Source organism: Virgisporangium aurantiacum (assembly GCF_016863635.1).
In the GTDB taxonomy this organism is placed as follows: Bacteria; Actinomycetota; Actinomycetes; order Mycobacteriales; family Micromonosporaceae; genus Virgisporangium; species Virgisporangium aurantiacum.
Genome location: NZ_BOPG01000083.1, coordinates 47273 through 62071 on the forward strand (window position 1 = coordinate 47273; position 14799 = coordinate 62071).

17 protein-coding genes and 2 pseudogenes are annotated in these 14799 nt (G+C 69.9%); 14 read left to right on the top strand and 5 right to left on the bottom strand.

What is annotated here, in order from left to right:
* Window positions 1-124 precede the first annotated feature (124 nt).
* The 7 genes and pseudogenes from Vau01_RS51455 (at window position 125) to Vau01_RS51480 (ending at window position 5195) form a co-directional block, all read left to right on the top strand.
* A complete protein-coding gene (locus Vau01_RS51455; protein WP_204008690.1) occupies window positions 125-1525 on the top strand; it encodes an outer membrane protein assembly factor BamB family protein in 1401 nt (466 codons plus the stop codon).
* Window positions 1526-1738: 213 nt separating this feature from the next.
* A complete protein-coding gene (locus tag Vau01_RS51460; RefSeq protein WP_204008691.1) occupies window positions 1739-1939 on the top strand; it encodes a hypothetical protein in 201 nt (66 codons plus the stop codon).
* A complete protein-coding gene (locus Vau01_RS51465; RefSeq protein WP_204008693.1) occupies window positions 1939-2619 on the top strand; it encodes a Dyp-type peroxidase in 681 nt (226 codons plus the stop codon). Before Vau01_RS51460 ends, Vau01_RS51465 begins: the two co-directional genes overlap by 1 nt.
* 235 nt (window positions 2620-2854) lie before the next feature.
* Window positions 2855-3421: pseudogene (locus tag Vau01_RS65090) on the top strand (RHS repeat-associated core domain-containing protein); the annotation flags it as partial.
* A gap of 20 nt (window positions 3422-3441) precedes the next feature.
* A pseudogene (locus Vau01_RS65095) lies at window positions 3442-3558 on the top strand (hypothetical protein); the annotation flags it as partial.
* A gap of 271 nt (window positions 3559-3829) precedes the next feature.
* Entirely contained in the window at window positions 3830-4342 is a 513-nt protein-coding gene (locus Vau01_RS64070) for a hypothetical protein (protein WP_239152657.1), read from the top strand.
* A 94-nt stretch (window positions 4343-4436) separates the two neighbouring features.
* Complete coding sequence (locus Vau01_RS51480) at window positions 4437-5195, top strand: XRE family transcriptional regulator (protein ID WP_204008695.1); 759 nt, start codon at window positions 4437-4439, stop codon at window positions 5193-5195.
* Between the two features lie 49 nt (window positions 5196-5244).
* On the opposite strand, the gene Vau01_RS51485 is transcribed toward Vau01_RS51480, so the two are convergent.
* From Vau01_RS51485 to Vau01_RS51495, 3 genes are all read right to left on the bottom strand, one after another.
* The gene (locus Vau01_RS51485; RefSeq protein WP_204008697.1) at window positions 5245-5895 is read right to left on the bottom strand and encodes a helix-turn-helix transcriptional regulator; all 651 of its coding nucleotides are present in this window, start codon (window positions 5893-5895) and stop codon (window positions 5245-5247) included.
* Between the two features lie 99 nt (window positions 5896-5994).
* A complete protein-coding gene (locus Vau01_RS51490; RefSeq protein WP_204008699.1) occupies window positions 5995-6603 on the bottom strand; it encodes a GNAT family N-acetyltransferase in 609 nt (202 codons plus the stop codon).
* A gap of 55 nt (window positions 6604-6658) precedes the next feature.
* Window positions 6659-7600 (bottom strand): GNAT family N-acetyltransferase, encoded by a 942-nt coding sequence (locus Vau01_RS51495; protein WP_204008701.1) that lies wholly within the window; start codon window positions 7598-7600, stop codon window positions 6659-6661.
* 89 nt (window positions 7601-7689) lie between these two features.
* Here Vau01_RS51495 and Vau01_RS65480 point away from each other — a divergent pair, with 89 nt between their 5' ends.
* From Vau01_RS65480 to Vau01_RS51525, 7 genes are all read left to right on the top strand, one after another.
* A complete protein-coding gene (locus Vau01_RS65480) occupies window positions 7690-7938 on the top strand; it encodes a DUF6986 family protein (RefSeq protein WP_373320443.1) in 249 nt (82 codons plus the stop codon).
* 293 nt (window positions 7939-8231) lie between these two features.
* Window positions 8232-8690 carry a hypothetical protein gene (locus tag Vau01_RS51500; RefSeq protein WP_204008703.1) on the top strand — a complete coding sequence of 153 codons (459 nt, stop codon included), beginning with the start codon at window positions 8232-8234 and terminating at the stop codon, window positions 8688-8690.
* Between the two features lie 68 nt (window positions 8691-8758).
* The gene (locus Vau01_RS51505; RefSeq protein ID WP_204008705.1) at window positions 8759-9277 is read left to right on the top strand and encodes an SMI1/KNR4 family protein; all 519 of its coding nucleotides are present in this window, start codon (window positions 8759-8761) and stop codon (window positions 9275-9277) included.
* 110 nt (window positions 9278-9387) lie between these two features.
* Window positions 9388-9603 (top strand): hypothetical protein, encoded by a 216-nt coding sequence (locus Vau01_RS51510; RefSeq protein WP_204008707.1) that lies wholly within the window; start codon window positions 9388-9390, stop codon window positions 9601-9603.
* A 168-nt stretch (window positions 9604-9771) separates the two neighbouring features.
* Window positions 9772-10605, top strand: a complete 834-nt coding sequence (locus Vau01_RS51515; protein ID WP_204008709.1) for an aldo/keto reductase — start codon at window positions 9772-9774, stop codon at window positions 10603-10605.
* A 22-nt stretch (window positions 10606-10627) separates the two neighbouring features.
* Window positions 10628-12553: a S9 family peptidase gene (locus Vau01_RS51520; RefSeq protein WP_204008711.1), complete on the top strand. Its 1926-nt coding sequence runs from the start codon at window positions 10628-10630 to the stop codon at window positions 12551-12553.
* 96 nt (window positions 12554-12649) lie between these two features.
* The gene (locus Vau01_RS51525; RefSeq protein ID WP_204008713.1) at window positions 12650-13285 is read left to right on the top strand and encodes a GNAT family N-acetyltransferase; all 636 of its coding nucleotides are present in this window, start codon (window positions 12650-12652) and stop codon (window positions 13283-13285) included.
* A gap of 43 nt (window positions 13286-13328) precedes the next feature.
* Here Vau01_RS51525 and Vau01_RS51530 read toward each other — a convergent pair whose 3' ends face one another.
* The gene (locus tag Vau01_RS51530) at window positions 13329-13835 is read right to left on the bottom strand and encodes a GNAT family N-acetyltransferase (protein ID WP_204008715.1); all 507 of its coding nucleotides are present in this window, start codon (window positions 13833-13835) and stop codon (window positions 13329-13331) included.
* Between the two features lie 141 nt (window positions 13836-13976).
* On the bottom strand, window positions 13977-14789 hold the full coding sequence (locus tag Vau01_RS51535) for an SAM-dependent methyltransferase (protein ID WP_239152646.1): 813 nt from the start codon (window positions 14787-14789) through the stop codon (window positions 13977-13979).
* Window positions 14790-14799: the final 10 nt, after the last annotated feature.

The window sequence follows — 14799 nt, forward strand, 5'->3', positions numbered from 1 at the left end:
GTGGGTGTTTCCGGGACAGGCAGATAGCGGCAGTTCCGGGCAGTTTCGTTTTATTGGACGTCGTGCGCGCGCGACGCCCGCGCCAGACTCCCGGGGTGCCAATGTCCGCACACCAGGAGGCGCCATGTCTTTCGTATCCCTGCGACGGTCGGCGGTCGTCGCGGCAATCCTTCTCACGGTCGGTGCCGCACCGGTCTCGGCCTCTGCTGCCCCGGTGCCGCTCGACCAGTGGCCGCAGTTCGGCCAGACCGAACGTCATCTGAATACCAACCCGGCCGAGCGCACGTTCAATATCGGCAACGTGGGCAAGCTGGAGACCAGGTTCGTCGCACACGTCGGCGAGAACAACCTCACCGAGGGCGGCCCGGTCGTGGCGAACGGCGTCATGTACGTCGTCGACTTCGACGGTCGCCTGTCCGCGTTCAAGGCCGCCGGGTGCGGCGCCGCGACGTGTGAGCCGCTGTGGCGCGGCCAGGCCGAGAACGACATGACCAGCACCCCGGCGGTGGCCGGCGGTCTCGTCCTCATCGCCGCGGCCGACCACTTCCTCTACGCGTTCCCGGCCGCCGGGTGCGGCGCGGCGACGTGCAAGCCGCGGTGGCGGGGCCAGCTTGCCGACGCGTCGATCGACTCGTCGGTGGCGGTGGCCGGCAACGTCGCGTACGTCGGTGACTTCTCCGGCCACCTGTACGCGTTCGCGCTCCAGGGCTGCGGGGCCGCGGTGTGCAAGCCGTTGTGGACCGGCGTGGGCGAGCCGAACGAGCTGTTCGGGGCACCGGCGGTCGGCAACGGCTTCGTGTACGTCAGCACGTTCCTGTCCACGCCGGACCTGTTCACCGGGCGCCTGCTGGCGTTCCGGATCGCCGGCTGCGTCGCCGGCCCGGCGGCCGTGTGCAAGCCGGCCTGGACGGCCGACATCGGCGGCCCGGCGGACCGCACCGGCTCGCCGACCGTGGCGGGCGACACGGTCTTCGTCGGATCGACGACGCTCTTCGGCGAGGGCGAGAACACCGACTTCCACCTCTTCGCGTTCGCGGCGGCCGGCTGCGGCGCGGCGGTGTGCAAGCCGCTGCGCGCGTACGACACCGGTGACGGCGGCACGCTCGGCACGCCGGCCGTGGTCGGCAACGTCGTCTACGCCACCACGCAGGACACCCCCGACCCGAACACGATCGGGGTCGTCGCCGCCTACCCGGCGAAGGGCTGCGGCGCGGCCCGGTGCGCGCCATTGTGGACCGGCGTCAACTTCGCCGCCGGGTTCTCGTCCTCGCCGGTCGTGGTGAACGGCGTGGTGTTCGTGGGCAAGGGCCCCGCGTCCGGCTTCCCGGTCGACGCCGGCCTGTACGCCTTCAACGCGGCCGGGTGCGGCCAGATCGTCTGCCGTGACATCGGGTTCCACCAGCTCGGCCTGGAGCAGGGCTACCTCGGCTCACCGCTGGCCGTGACCGGCGGCCTGATCTACATGGCCTCCAACGACAACACCGTCCAACACACCAACGTCTACGCCATCGGCCTCCCGACCTGACCGTGCGGTGGGCGCCCGCGGGCGCGGGCGCCCACCGCGCCGCGCATCTGCCCGCGTTTTCCGGATCTTGGACTCCTTGCGGTGCCATAGGCCCGTGGGGAGTCCAAGATCCGCAAACCGGGGCGAGCGCACGCCATGGCGGGTGTCCCGTTGGTGTCCCGTCTTCGCGCACTCCATCGACGCCGATCGTGGTGCCGGTTAGGGTGCGGGTCGGTGAGACGGCGCTCCCTGATACGGGTCACGGCTGGTGTCGCCGCGGCCGGACTTGCCGGCTGCGGCGACGACGCCCCGCCGTCCGCGGGGGAGCGGCCCGCGCGGACGGACCTGCCGCACCAGCCGGGTGTGGTCACTCCGCCGCCGGCGTCGGCGTGTTTCGTCGCGTACGACGTCGCCGGTAACGCCGCGGCCGGGTGATGGAGGCCGGGGAGGCGCCGGCCGCGACCGTGACGCTGGCGGTCGGCGCGTCGATGTTCGACGGCAGGTTCGGGCTCGCCGGGCGGCGGCCCCGGTACCTGCGCCCGATGCCGGCGTTCCCACACGACGTCCTCGACGCCGCGCAGTGCCACGGCGACCTGCTGCTGCAGGTCTGCGCGGAGACCCCGGAGCGGGTGCGGGCGGTGGTCGACGGGATCGCCGCGGCGGGTGGCGGGGCGCTGCGTCAACGGTGGCGGCTCGACGGCTTCCGGCCGGAGAACGGGGTGACGGCGTCCGGCGTCGCCACGTCCCGGAATCTCTTGGGTTTCCGCGACGGCGCCGGCAACCCGGATCCGGCGGACCGGATGTTGATGGACCGGTTGGTGTGGGCCGACGCCGGCGAGCCGGGCTGGGCGGCCGGCGGCACGTACGCGGTGGTGCGGTCGATCCGGCTGGCCACCCGGTTGTGGGACCGGGACGCGGTGCCGGAGCAGGAGGCGGTCTTCGGGCGCCGGCGGGCCGACGGCGCGCCGCTGGGGCGGAGCCGGGAGGACGAACCCCTTCGACTACGCCGGCGATCCCGACGGGCAACCCGAGCGTGCGCACCAGCGCCCGTGGCAAAGTCACCACGTTCCAGTTCGACGACCTCGACCGTCTCACGCTGGTCCGCTACGGGGTGACGGGCTCCACGGCGGAGAGTCAGGTGGCGTACGGCTACGACGCCGGTAACCGGATCCGCACCGTCACCGACTCGACGGCGGGCACGGTCACGCCCGCGACGAACTGACCCGGTACGCCAAGGCCGGCCTGACCGTCGACTACGGCTACGACGGCCTGGGCCGGCGCACCGGTCGCGGCGGGACCACCCTGACCGACGCACTGGGCAGCACGGTGGCCGTGGCCGATGCGACGTCCGTGGGCGCGGAGTACAGCTACGACCCGTTCGGCCGCACGACGGTCTCCGGTGACGACGCCGGGAACCCCACCCGGTTCACCGGCCGGGAGGACGAAGGCACCGACGGCCTGTACTACTACCGGTCCCGGTACTACTCCGCCACGGCCGGGCGGTTCCCGAGCAAGGACCCGATCGGTTTGGCATCGGGCGACACGAACCCGTACAGGTACGTCTTCAACCAGCCGACCGTGCTGACCGACCCGATGGGCACCAAACCCAGCAACTCCCGCGGTGATTGCGGGCAGGGGAACAGCTTCGCCGCCGGGACGCGTGTGCTGATGGCCGACGGCTCGACGAAGCCGATTGAGCAGGTGCGGGTCGGTGACCGCGTTGCCGCCGCCGATCCCGAGACCGGCGAGAAAGGCGCCCGGACGGTCACCGCGACGATCGTCGGTGACGGCGAGAAGACGCTGATCGATGTCAAGGTAGGCGACCGCGGCGCGGTGATCACCGCGACCCACGGGCACCCGGTCTGGGTCGACGACGACGGCCGCGCGGACACCGTGGCGGGCCGGTGGATCGACGCCCGCGAGCTGCGCACGGGGCAGTGGCTCAAGACGTCGGACGGGCGGCTGGTACAGGTCGCCGGCACGCAGGCCCGAATGCGCATGCCCGCGTCTACAACCTCACCGTCGACGACCTCCACACCTACTACGTGGTCGCTGGCGGTCGGTCGGTCCTCGTCCACAACTGTCCAGCGGGGTCGACTCCGAGTGAAGTTGCGGATCACATCCGCAGTTCTGCCGATCCGAGCAAGGTAATCGTCATCGGGCGGACGATGGGTCGGGTGAAGGACGCGGTGCGGGCACTTCGTGCCGAGGGCATCAACGCCAAGTGGTACCAGGCGTGGGAGAACGACCCGTTTGATCCAGCCCTCGCGATGACGAGGAATACCCGCTGGATACGTACCGCGGGTATCCTCTCCATCTCATGGGATGGCCAGCGTCATGACAAGCCGAACTGTTCGCGAAGCGGCCGACACCTGCGAGCGCTCGTTCCGGTTTCTGGTGGAGGAATTCGAATACCGGGCCGACCCGACCCGGTTCGATTCGGGCGGGTTCGCCGTGCGTTATCTCGGATCGGTCCTCGGCGTCGAGGTGGACTGGTATCCGCGAGATCCGCTGACCGTGTGGCTCGTACGGCTCGTAGACGGCGACTTCCCGGAGCGGGCCTCGGTTCGTCCGGCCGCCACGCTGAACTACTTCGACCTCGAGGATGTCGAAGCGATCAGCAACAAGACGCGGCAAGTCGAAAGCCTGCAACTCTATGCGCTGCCGAACGAAGAGAATGCGGACCTGCTGGCCGCCAATCTCAAATCGTGTGCGTCGGACCTGCTTCGCGGTGACCTGTCACGTATGCCGGAACTCGAACGCCGGATTCTGGCGCGTGCCAGAGCCGTCGCGGTCGAACGCTACGGCGTGGAGGGAGCGGCCCGCCTCGGCTGGTAGCGGTACGTGGCAATCCCTCTGGTGAGGGCAGAATTCATCCGCGGTACGACCGTGTCAGGCTGGTGAAATGACTCGACCTCCGAGTTTCGGGGCGTTGGCCCGGCTGGCTCAGCACCGGAGGCTCGACATCGGCGCCCTTGCGCAAGAAGCGCAAGTCGAGGAGCCCGCGTTGCAGAACGTACTCGCGGGCTCCGCGCCGGAAGCGTCGCTGCTCCGACGGATTGCGCCGGCACTCGGCCTACACGTCGCCGACGTGTTCGTCCTCGCCGGCCTGCCGGTGCCGGACGACCTCGCCGCCTGGGACGAGCGGGCAGCTGATCACATGGATGGCCTGGCCTACGACGCCATTCGGTTGCGGGCCGAGCGGCGCCAGGAACTCCGCAGCTACGTACGGTCGCTGGCCGACCCTGTCATGAACCGGTGTCCACCGGCGCTCAAGGCCCATGAGCAGTATGAGCCGAACGCCGGCGGCGTTCTTGTCCGGATGCTCCACAACAGAAATTTGACCTGGTCGGCATCGGCGAAGATTCTCTACGACGTGGGTGGCGTCGGTCCGCTGTCTGCGTCGACGATCGGGGTGATCGGGCATGGACGTAAGGAGCTCACTTCGGAGCTGCTGATCGGGTTCGCGATCGTGTTGGCGATCCCCGCCGTCGACCTGGCCGTGTTGCTCAGGATGGAGCTGCCGTCCGGCGCTCCGCCGGTGCGGCCCTCGGCAGCGGATGTCGCCGAGCTGATCTGGGACGCCCGCCGGTTGGACGCCGGCCAGGTGGCGCGGGCCGCCGAATACGCCAGACGTGGTCGGCTGCGCAGTCGTCCCATTTCGCAGGAAGGCACTCAGGGCCAAGATTGAGAGCGTGCGACCTCGAAGCGATCAGCAACCAGACGCGGCAGGTCGAATGCTACGGCACGGAGGGGGCGGCCCGCCTCGGCTGGTAGCGGTACGCCAACTGGTCGATCGCCTCTGCCGAGAGGGGAATCAGGTCGAGGACGAGGCCGCCGACCGGTGTCCGGTGGAGGGGTGCGGCGTCCTCTCCGGACGATGCGGGCACCCCGGCGATCGCGGCCAGGTCATCGGGGCGGAGGTCGAGCACGTCGCCGAGGTACCGCAGCCACTCCGGTTTCGGCGGGAACTGTCCCTGGACGAGCCGGCTGAGCAGCACCATGGGCCAGCCGATGACGCGGCACACGGTTTCGATGTTGAGGTTTCGGACGAGCATGAGGCGCCACAGTGCGGTGCCGAAGGTGATCGGATCGACGGGCGGCACCGTCTGTCCGCGTGGTTCGGGCGCTGCCGGCAGGGAGCGGGCGTAGGCGCGGACGGACGCCAGTTCGTCGGCGGTGAGAGTGCCGGGCTTTTCCAGGAGGTTCCGGATCTGCCGCTTCGCGGTGGGGTCGGCGGGCATCAGCTCGGCGGGTATTGCCGATCCGCTGATCGCCAGCAGGTCGGTGAGGCGCCATCCGAGCTCTTCGGCCGCCGCGGGAAGGTGTTCTTCGACCGGTACGGCGACGCCCCGATGCGCCGCCAATCGTTGCAGCAGCAAGCCGTCCACGCTGACATTCTAAGTGTCCGGGTGGTCCGATCCTCTGAACGGAGGCGACAGGCGTCGATCGCATACAGGCGGCCGGTCGGGCACGACGGCGAACCTGACTCACTCTCTCGCCAGCCACATCTCGCGGGTGATCTCGTATTCGACCTCGCCCAGCTCGGTGCCGGGCAGCGGGTCTTCCCACTGCTGGTGATAGGTGCGCACGTGGCGCATCCCGATGGCTTCCATGACGCCGCGGGAACCCGCGTTCGCGGCCATGGTCTGTGCGATCACGCGGCGCTGCCCGATCGTGTCGAAGGCGTGCCGTAGGAGGGTACGGCAGGCCTCGCTGGCCAGACCCTGACGCCAGCACCGCCGGACGAGACGGTAACCAAGGTCGCAGACGGTCGGGTCGTCGGGCTGGTCGGGGCCGTGCGCGGGCGGCAGCATCATGAGGCCGACGAAGTCGCCGTCCTCCTCGCGCTCCGGCGCGGCGGATCCGCGCCGACCGTTGCGCGTGCCGAACGCCATCCAGTGACCGAGACCGTCGACCCGGCGGCCGAGGGCCATGCGCGCGGCGTGCGATTCGGTCACCTCGGCGCGGGACCGGGCACGCCCGTACAGGAACCGGAGCACCTCGGGATCGGAGTCGAGCTCGACCTCCAGATCGAGGTGGCGGTCGGCCAGGGGCACGAGCAGGAGACGACCGGTACGCAGAACGGGTTGGGGCACAACGTGAATCCTCACACGAGTCGGGTGCCGCCGAGGATCGCGATCAGAGGGCCGATTAGAGGTCGGTGCGGTAGGCCACCGAGCGGGTCTCCACCTCGAATCCGACGCCTTCGTAGACGCCCACCGCGCCGGTGGGGCTGTCGGCGTCGACCGACAGGTACGCGAAGCCCTTGCCGGCAGCGGCGGTGCCGGCGATCACGTCGGCCAGCAGGGCGCCGGCCAGGCCGCGTCGCCGCCACGGGCGCCGGGTGCCCACCTGGCCGATGTAGACGCGGTCGTCGTCGGCGTCGTCGTAGCTCAGCACGTAGCCGGCCAGATCCTCGCCGTCGAACGCCAGGCGGCTCAGGTCGCTCCGGAAGGAGTCGGACCGTACGGTGAAGCCGGCCCAGCTGTCGAGTTCGCGCTTCTGATAGCCCCAGTGGTCGCTGAAAGCGTCCATGTGCGCCTCGTACAGCGCGCCCTCGAAGCGCGGCTCGTACGGCTGCACGCGCAGCCCGCTCGGCACCGCCTTGTGGAGGTCCTTCGCGGGCGCGACCATCTCGAAGAAGTACCGCACGGGCGCGAACTGGAACCGCTCGAACAGCCGCACGGCATCGTCGCCGACGGCCGCGTTCGTCTCGATCACCCAGCCGTCGGGTGAGCCAGCCGCCTGATGGATCTCCCTCGCCCGGGCGATCTGCCAGCCGAGCACCGCACGCCCCACGCCGCGCCCGCGCCACTTCGGTACCACGCCACCGAACGAGTCGAACCGGTACCCGTCGGGCGGTGGAGTGGCGACGATGCCGGCGGCGATCAGGTCACCGTCGTCGGAGAACACCAGGCGGGAATCGCTCTCCAGGTTCCGCACCACGGCGTCGAGCACACCCTGCGTCTCGTCTTCGACGTATCCGGGGTGCCCGCCCGCGGCCTGCTCCACCTCGTTGTACAGCGCGGTGAGCGCGGCGGCGTCACCGGGCTGGTACGGGCGGGTCGTGAACGGCAGGGTCAGCTCAGGCATGCTCCGACGCTAACCGGTGCGGCAATTGGATTTCCGTCGATCATGGACGCCACCCGCGGGGCGCCGGGGACTCGCGGCTGCCCGCCGGTGTGTCCGACGAGCCCGACCGGCTGCTCGCCCCGGTCGGCTCGGCCCTGGCCGCCATCTATCCAGGCCAGCCGCGTCGCCGGCAGCCCGTGCACACCGTCTACGCGCCGGCCGACCGGGTGGTGCCGGGCCTCGCCACGGTGCGGGGACGGGAGGCGCGTCAGGCGCTTTCGCGCATCCTCCGGCGCCTTTCGACCCGGATCTTCTGCCCCGGGTGTACGCCAAGCTCGAGCGTGAGCCGGGCGCGCTGAGCCGCGGGCCACGACCTGGCACAGAGCAACATCATCGGGCGAGTTGATGTTCATCCGTGCCCGGTCGTCGAGGTCTTCGGGCGACCGTGTCAGGCTGGTGAAATGACTCGACCTCCGAGTTTCGGGGCGATGTTGGCCCGGCTGGCTCAGCACCGGAAGCTCGACATCGGCGCCCTTGCGCAAGAAGTGCAAGGCTAGGAGCCCGCGTTGCCGACCGTGCTCGGAAATTCGCGAGAGCGGTCGGCGAGTCTTGGCACCACCCCAGAGCTCCGAGAGGAATTGTCGAGCGATACATGGACGAGCTAGCCGGGTATTCGGCCGAGGTGGTTGAGCGGTGCGGCACCTGCGGAGGCAACCTCAGATCGGCCATCTCCCAGTCGGCGTTCAAGGGCCGCCTCGTCTGGTCGATCGACCGCTGGTGCGACAACTGCGGCCATGCCGAGGTGGTTGACGGCTGGGACGACATGCCGGACGAACTGCGTTCAATGTTGATCGAGCAGTGCGGGCTCGTCCGGGTCCGGGTCGACCGGGCCGAGGCGAACCCGTTGCGCGTGCGGTTGATGGCGGTATTTCGGGTGAACGGTGTCGGGCTCGTCGAGGCCCGGGACGCCGTCGCGCGGCTCGTGGGCGAGGGCGTCACCGGCACCGACGCGGAGATGCGTCTGCTGTCCGAACGGCTGGCTGCGGTGGGTGTGACGCCTCATCTCGACCTCCTCGGCCGGTCGGTTGACGAGGAGGCAGAAGCCGGGTGAGATAACGCTCGACGAGGTTCGGGACGACGGCTACGGATCCTGACAGTGGTGCGGTCAAGGGGGCAGGCTTGTTCGATCCGGACGCCTTCCGGCGGGTGGTGGCTCCGCCCGATCATGCGCCGACGGCAGTCGACTGGGGTGCGGTCGAGTCTCGCCTGGGCGCGCCGCTTCCAGCGGATTACAAGGGGTTGGTGGAAACGTACGGACCGGGTTCGTTCGGTGGATTCTTCCGCGTGTTCTGTCCGGGGTCCTCACACAAGAGCCTGGATCTGGAGCACCAACACGAACGCACCACGTGGGCGCTCGAGTATCTGGCCGAGAGGGGTCATTCGTTACCGCGGGATCCCGCCGAACTGTTGTCGTTCGGCCGGTCCGACAATGGCGACGTGGCCTACTGGGTCATTGGACAGCGTGACGATCCCGATCAGTGGAGTGTGGCGCTCGGGGAGCCTCGCGGTCCGCTGTGGGAGGAATACGAGGGCGGAGCGGTCGAGTGGCTCGAGGCCGTTCTCTCCCGCCGTCTGCGAATGAAGATCTTTCCCAACGATTTCCCCCGGCGCACGGTTCGCTTCAATCCGCTCGGTTGACCTTCAGCATTGGTTCGAGTTCGACATGACGGCAACCGAGTGTCTGTTGATCGCCAGCAGATCGGCGAGGCGCCAGCCGAGATCGTCCGCCACCGAGGAGGGGCAGACCCGTGGAGGAGAGCGAGCTCCATGCCAGGTGCCTGGCGCTGGTGCGCATGATTCGGTGGGGCGCCGGGTCCGAAGAGGAGGGCGATCGCCGCTTCGCGGAACTGCAACGGCTCAAGCCCAACCCGAACTGGGCCGACATCATGTTCCACAGGTTTCCGGACCTCTCCGACGAGGAGGTCGTGAACGAAGGCCTGTCATATCGCCCATTGGCTCTGTAGCCGCCCGACAGCGAGTCGATCTTGCAGTCGTGGGACTGCCATATCAGACCAGACCGGGCGCAACCTGGCACCACAACTGCAAGATCGGCGCGGGGATCAGGGGTCGGGCGGTCACGGACACGGCGTCCCGCTGGGGTGGGACGCCGGTCGATGCGGTTGGATGGACCCATGACGAGCGCACCCACGGTGACCCTGCGGAACGGCGCCGAGATGCCGCGACTGGGTCTCGGCACGTGGCCCATGGACGACGACGCCGCCGAGGTCACGGTGGCCGCCGCGATCGGGTCGGGATACCGGCTCGTCGACACGGCGGAGAACTACGGCAACGAGCGCGGCGTCGGTCGCGGGCTCAAGGCTTCGGGCGTGCCGCGGGAGGACCTGTTCGTCACCACCAAGTTCAACAAGCGCTGGCACGGCGTCGACCTGGTGGCCGAGGCGTTCGAGCGCAGCGCCGATCGGCTCGGCCTGGACTACATCGACCTGCTGCTCGTCCACTGGCCCAACCCACAGCAGAACCAGTTCGTGGACGCGGTGCGGGGGCTGGCCCGGTTGCTCGAGGACGGCCGGCTACGCGCGATCGGCACGTCGAACTTCAAGCCCGCCCACCTGGAACGCGTCATCGACGAGACCGGCGTGGTGCCCGACGTCAACCAGATCCAGCTCAGCCCGACCGTGACCCGCGAGTCCCACCGTGCCTTCCACGGGAAGCACGGCATCGTCACCCAGTCGTGGTCGCCGATCGGCGGCGAGAGCAACGACGTCCTGCGCGAGCCGGTCGTCCGGGAACTGGCCGAGCGGCACGGCCGCACGCCGGCGCAGGTGGTGCTCCGCTGGCACATGGACCTCGGGCTGACCGCCGTCCCCAAGTCGAGCGACCCGACGCGGCTGAAGCAGAACCTCGACATCTTCGACTTCGCGCTGTCGGCCGACGAGGTGGCCGCGATCTCGGCGCTGGACCGGGGCGACGCCGCCGGCGCCGACTCGGACGCGTTCGGCCACTGACCCCGGCACCTATCATGCATTGATGCGACCCGATGACATCGCGAAGTTCCGGGTCCCGGACACCCCCACGATTTCGCCGGACGGCACGGACATGGTGTTTTCGCTCAACCATCTCGAGCTGAGCCCGGACGAGTACCGATCGCAGTTGTGGACGGTACCGGCAAACGGTTCCGCCGAACCGAGAAGGTTGACCCACGGCCCGGCCGATGCGGATCCCGCATATTCGCCCGACGGCCGATGGCTCGCATTCTGTCGGACCGTCGAGGGCGGCGTGCCTCAGCTGTGGGTCATGCCGACCGGGGGCGGTGAGCCCCGGTGCCTGACCGACGCGACACTCGGCGTCTCCTCGCCGTTGTGGAGTCCGGACTCGAAGTACATCGCGTTCAGGTCCCGGGTGCCGGAACCGGGTCGTTACGGAACCGCGGAAGGCGTGACCCCGGACCGGGAGCCTCCGCGGCGGGTCACCTCGTTCACCTACCGTGCCAACGGCACGGGCTTCGTCGTGGACCGACCGGCGCATGTCTTTGTCATCGATCCGCATACGGAAGGGTCGGCTCCGGTTCAGGTGACAGCCGGCTCCTTCGATCACGGACGCGCGGCCTTCAGCCCGGATTCGCAGCGCCTGGTATTCGTCGCGGCCCGCCACGACGGCGCGGGTGACGACCTCCGGGTCGACGTCTGGACCTGCGCCACCGACGGCACCGATCTCCGCGCCCTGACCTCGGGCGGGCTGCGCGCCAGGACCGCGTTGTTCACGCCCGACGGCAGGAACGTCTGCTTCGTCGCGCTGGACCTGGCGCAGGTCGACGGCGAGGCTCCGTCGCTGCGGTCGTACAGCGTCTGGATCGTTCCCGCGGACGGTTCCGGTGCCCCCTCGGAACTGACGGACCCGGCGGATACCCACGTGCTCCGGTGGGCGGCCGAGCCGATCGCCACGGTCGCCGACGGAGTGGTGTACGCCAACGAGAATCGCGGCGCCGTCGACCTCGTGCTGGCTCCCTACGACGGTGGCCCAGCGCGCACGCTTGTCGGAGGACGCCGGCAGGCGTACGGATTCACGGTCACCCGTGACCTGACGGCGGTGGTCGCGGCCGTCGGTAGCGACACCTGCCCCGGCGAGATCGTGGTGCGGGAGGCCGACGGCACCGAACGGACGCTGACCGGGTTCGCGGATTCTCTCCGCGACGTGCGGTTGGCCCCGATGGAAGAGGTGACGGCAACCGCTCCGGACGGATATCCCGTGCACGGGTGGATCGTGCGTCCGGCCGGCTCCGGGCCGCATCCCGTGGTCCTTCTCGTCCACGGCGGGCCGCACACGCAGTACGGCTGGGAACTGTTCGACGAGGCGCAGGTCTATGCCGGCGCGGGCTACGCCGTCGTGATGGGCAACCCGCGCGGCTCGTCCGGCTACGGGCGAGCCCACGGCCAGGCCGGCGCGCGCGATTTCTGTACCGCCTCGGTGGCACCCGACCTGCTGGCGCTCCTGGACGCGGCACTGCTGGACAGCGACCTCGACGGTGACCGGGTGGGCGTGATGGGGGGTTCCTACGGCGGGACGATGACGGCGTGGCTCGCCGCGCACCACGGCGGCCGCTTCCGTACGGCCGTCACCGAGCGCGGTATGTACGCGTTCGACAGTTTTGCCGCGACCTCCGATCACGGCTGGTGCATCGTGAACGACCTGGACGCAAGCAGATGGCCCGAATGCAGTCCGCTCACCTATGCCGGCAACATCGGCATTCCGACGCTGATCATCCACTCCGAGCAGGACCTGGTCTGCCCGCTGGAGCAGGCACAGCGGCTGTTCTTCGCCCTGAAACGGGCCGGAACCGCGGTAGAGTTGATCATCTTTCCGGGGGAGGGGCACGAGCTTTCCCGATCGGGCCTACCGAGTCATCGGATCTCCCGGTTCGAGGTGATCCTCGACTGGTTGGCGCGTCATCTCTAGAGGAGGACCTGTGACAACCACCGCCGAGGCGCCGCTGCGTCAGGCCCGCAACTCCGCGGCGTTCTGGGCCGCGACCGGCCGCTCAGCGGTCACGAGGTGATCCGCCGCCCCGGCTTCCTCGCCGTCGCCGGTGACGAGCGGGCCGGCCTGCGCGTCCTGATCCAGGAGGCGGGCGTCGACACAGACGAGATCACCGACCTGGCGAAACAGGCCGCCGGGCCGGTCGACATCGAGGACCCGTTCAGCTCGACCGACCTGAGCCACCTCGGCCTGCGCAACTGGCAGATGCCGGTGATGCTGCGCCAGGCCGGGCCGGCCCCCGAACCGGACATGGACGTCGTCCGGGTGCGCGACGAGGAGCATCTCGAAGCGGCCGAGCGCGCGGTGATCGCCGGCTTCGAGCTGACCCGGTTCGAGCCCCACCGCGCCGGCGAGATGTTCCCGATGGCGCTGCTGGACGAACCGGGTGTGGACGTGTACGTCGCGCGCATCGACGGCGAGGTCGCCGGTGCGTGCGTCACGGTCGTCGACAACGGACTCGGCAGCCACTACTGGGTCGGGACGCCGGCCGAGTTCCGCTCCCGGGGCGTCGGACGCGCGGTGATGCTCGGCTCCCTCGCCGATCTGGTCGACGTGCCGGTCACGCTCACGGCGTCGCGGCTGGGCCGGCCGCTGTACGAGTCCCTGGGCTTCGTCGCCGCGTCGCCGGCCACGTGGTGGTCGTCGACGTGACTCCCGGCGCCCGGCCATGACCGGGCGCCGGAATCTCACGGCATTATCGCCGCGCGGCGTCGTACCGGGCGGTGTTCGCCTCGATGTCGGTATGTGACCGATCGAAGCCGGCCTTCTCCAACACGCTGACGGAGGCCGGATTCGACAGGTCCACGGTGGCGAAGACCGTGTGGACGCCCGGCGCGGTGAGGGCGTGCGCGGTCAGGGCACGGGTGGCCTCGGCGGCGTACCCGCGCCCGCGCCGGCTCGCCACGATGCCGTACCCGATCTCGATCGCGCCGTCGTCGGGCGGCCAGAACAGGCCGATGGAGCCGACCACCAGGCCGCTGTCGCGCTCGATGATCTGGCGGTGGCCGTAGGGGCCGAGCCACCCGGGATGGTGGGCGAACAGGCCGGCGATGACCTGGTCGCCCTCGGCGGGGAAGTCGCCGGCCCAGTGCGCGGGCCGGGCGGTGTCACCGAGGACGGCGGCGACCTCGCCGGTGGTCCACGGGCGCAGGACGAGGCGGTCGGTGGCCAGATCGGCACCGGTGATGAACGAAGAAGACACGTGACACTCCTGGTCGAATGGGAACGACCCGGACCGCGGCTACCGTCGCGCGGCCCGGACGAGGGCATGCTGAAGACGGCTGGTGGCAGCCATATTCATCAAACTCCCTCGTCCGCGAGTGATCTTGCTGTGCGGGCGACGTTAGCCCCCGGTCGCACCGCCGGCAACCGGTTTGATGGCGACGGCACCGAGCAGTTCGCGTTGCGGCTTCTCGTCGTCGTCGGGACGCCACTCGCTGACCGCGACCAGGCCGGGCTCGACCGGCTCGAACGGGTGGATCAGCGGAAGGACCTGCGCGGGGGTGCGCAGGTGCAGGGGCGTCGGTGTCTTCGTGTAGATCCGGCGGACGGTCTCGGCGTCGGACCCCCTGTCGGTCGGCGGGGTGCCGTGGGAGAGGGCGAGGTAGCTCCCGGCCGGCACGGCGTCGTGGAGGGTGCGGACGATCGCGGCCGGGTCGTCGTCGTCACCGATGAAGTGCAGCACCGCGAACAGCAGGACCGCGACCGGCTGCGAGAAGTCGAGCCGGTCCCGCGCCACGTCGAGGATCTCGTCGGGTTTCCGGAGGTCGCCCTGGATCGCGTCCGCGCCGGGGTTGTCGACGAGCATCGTTCTGCTGTGGGCCACCGCGATCGGATCGGTGTCGACGTAGAGCACGCGCGCGCCCGGCGCCACCCGCTGCGCGACCTCGTGGACGTTGCCGAGCGTCGGTATGCCCGAACCGATGTCGAGGAACTGCCGGACGCCGGTGCCCGCCAGCCACTGCACGACCCGGCGCAGGAACGCCCGGTTGGCGTGCGCGATCTGCCGGGCGCCCGGCATCGCCGCCTCGGCCTGCTCGACGAGGGCCCGGTCGACCGCGAAGTTGTGGGACCCGCCGAGCGCGTAGTCGTACATGCGGGCCGCGTTCGGCCGGTCGACGTCGACCCCGTCGGGCACCCAGTTCGGACGTTCCATCGCACCTCCC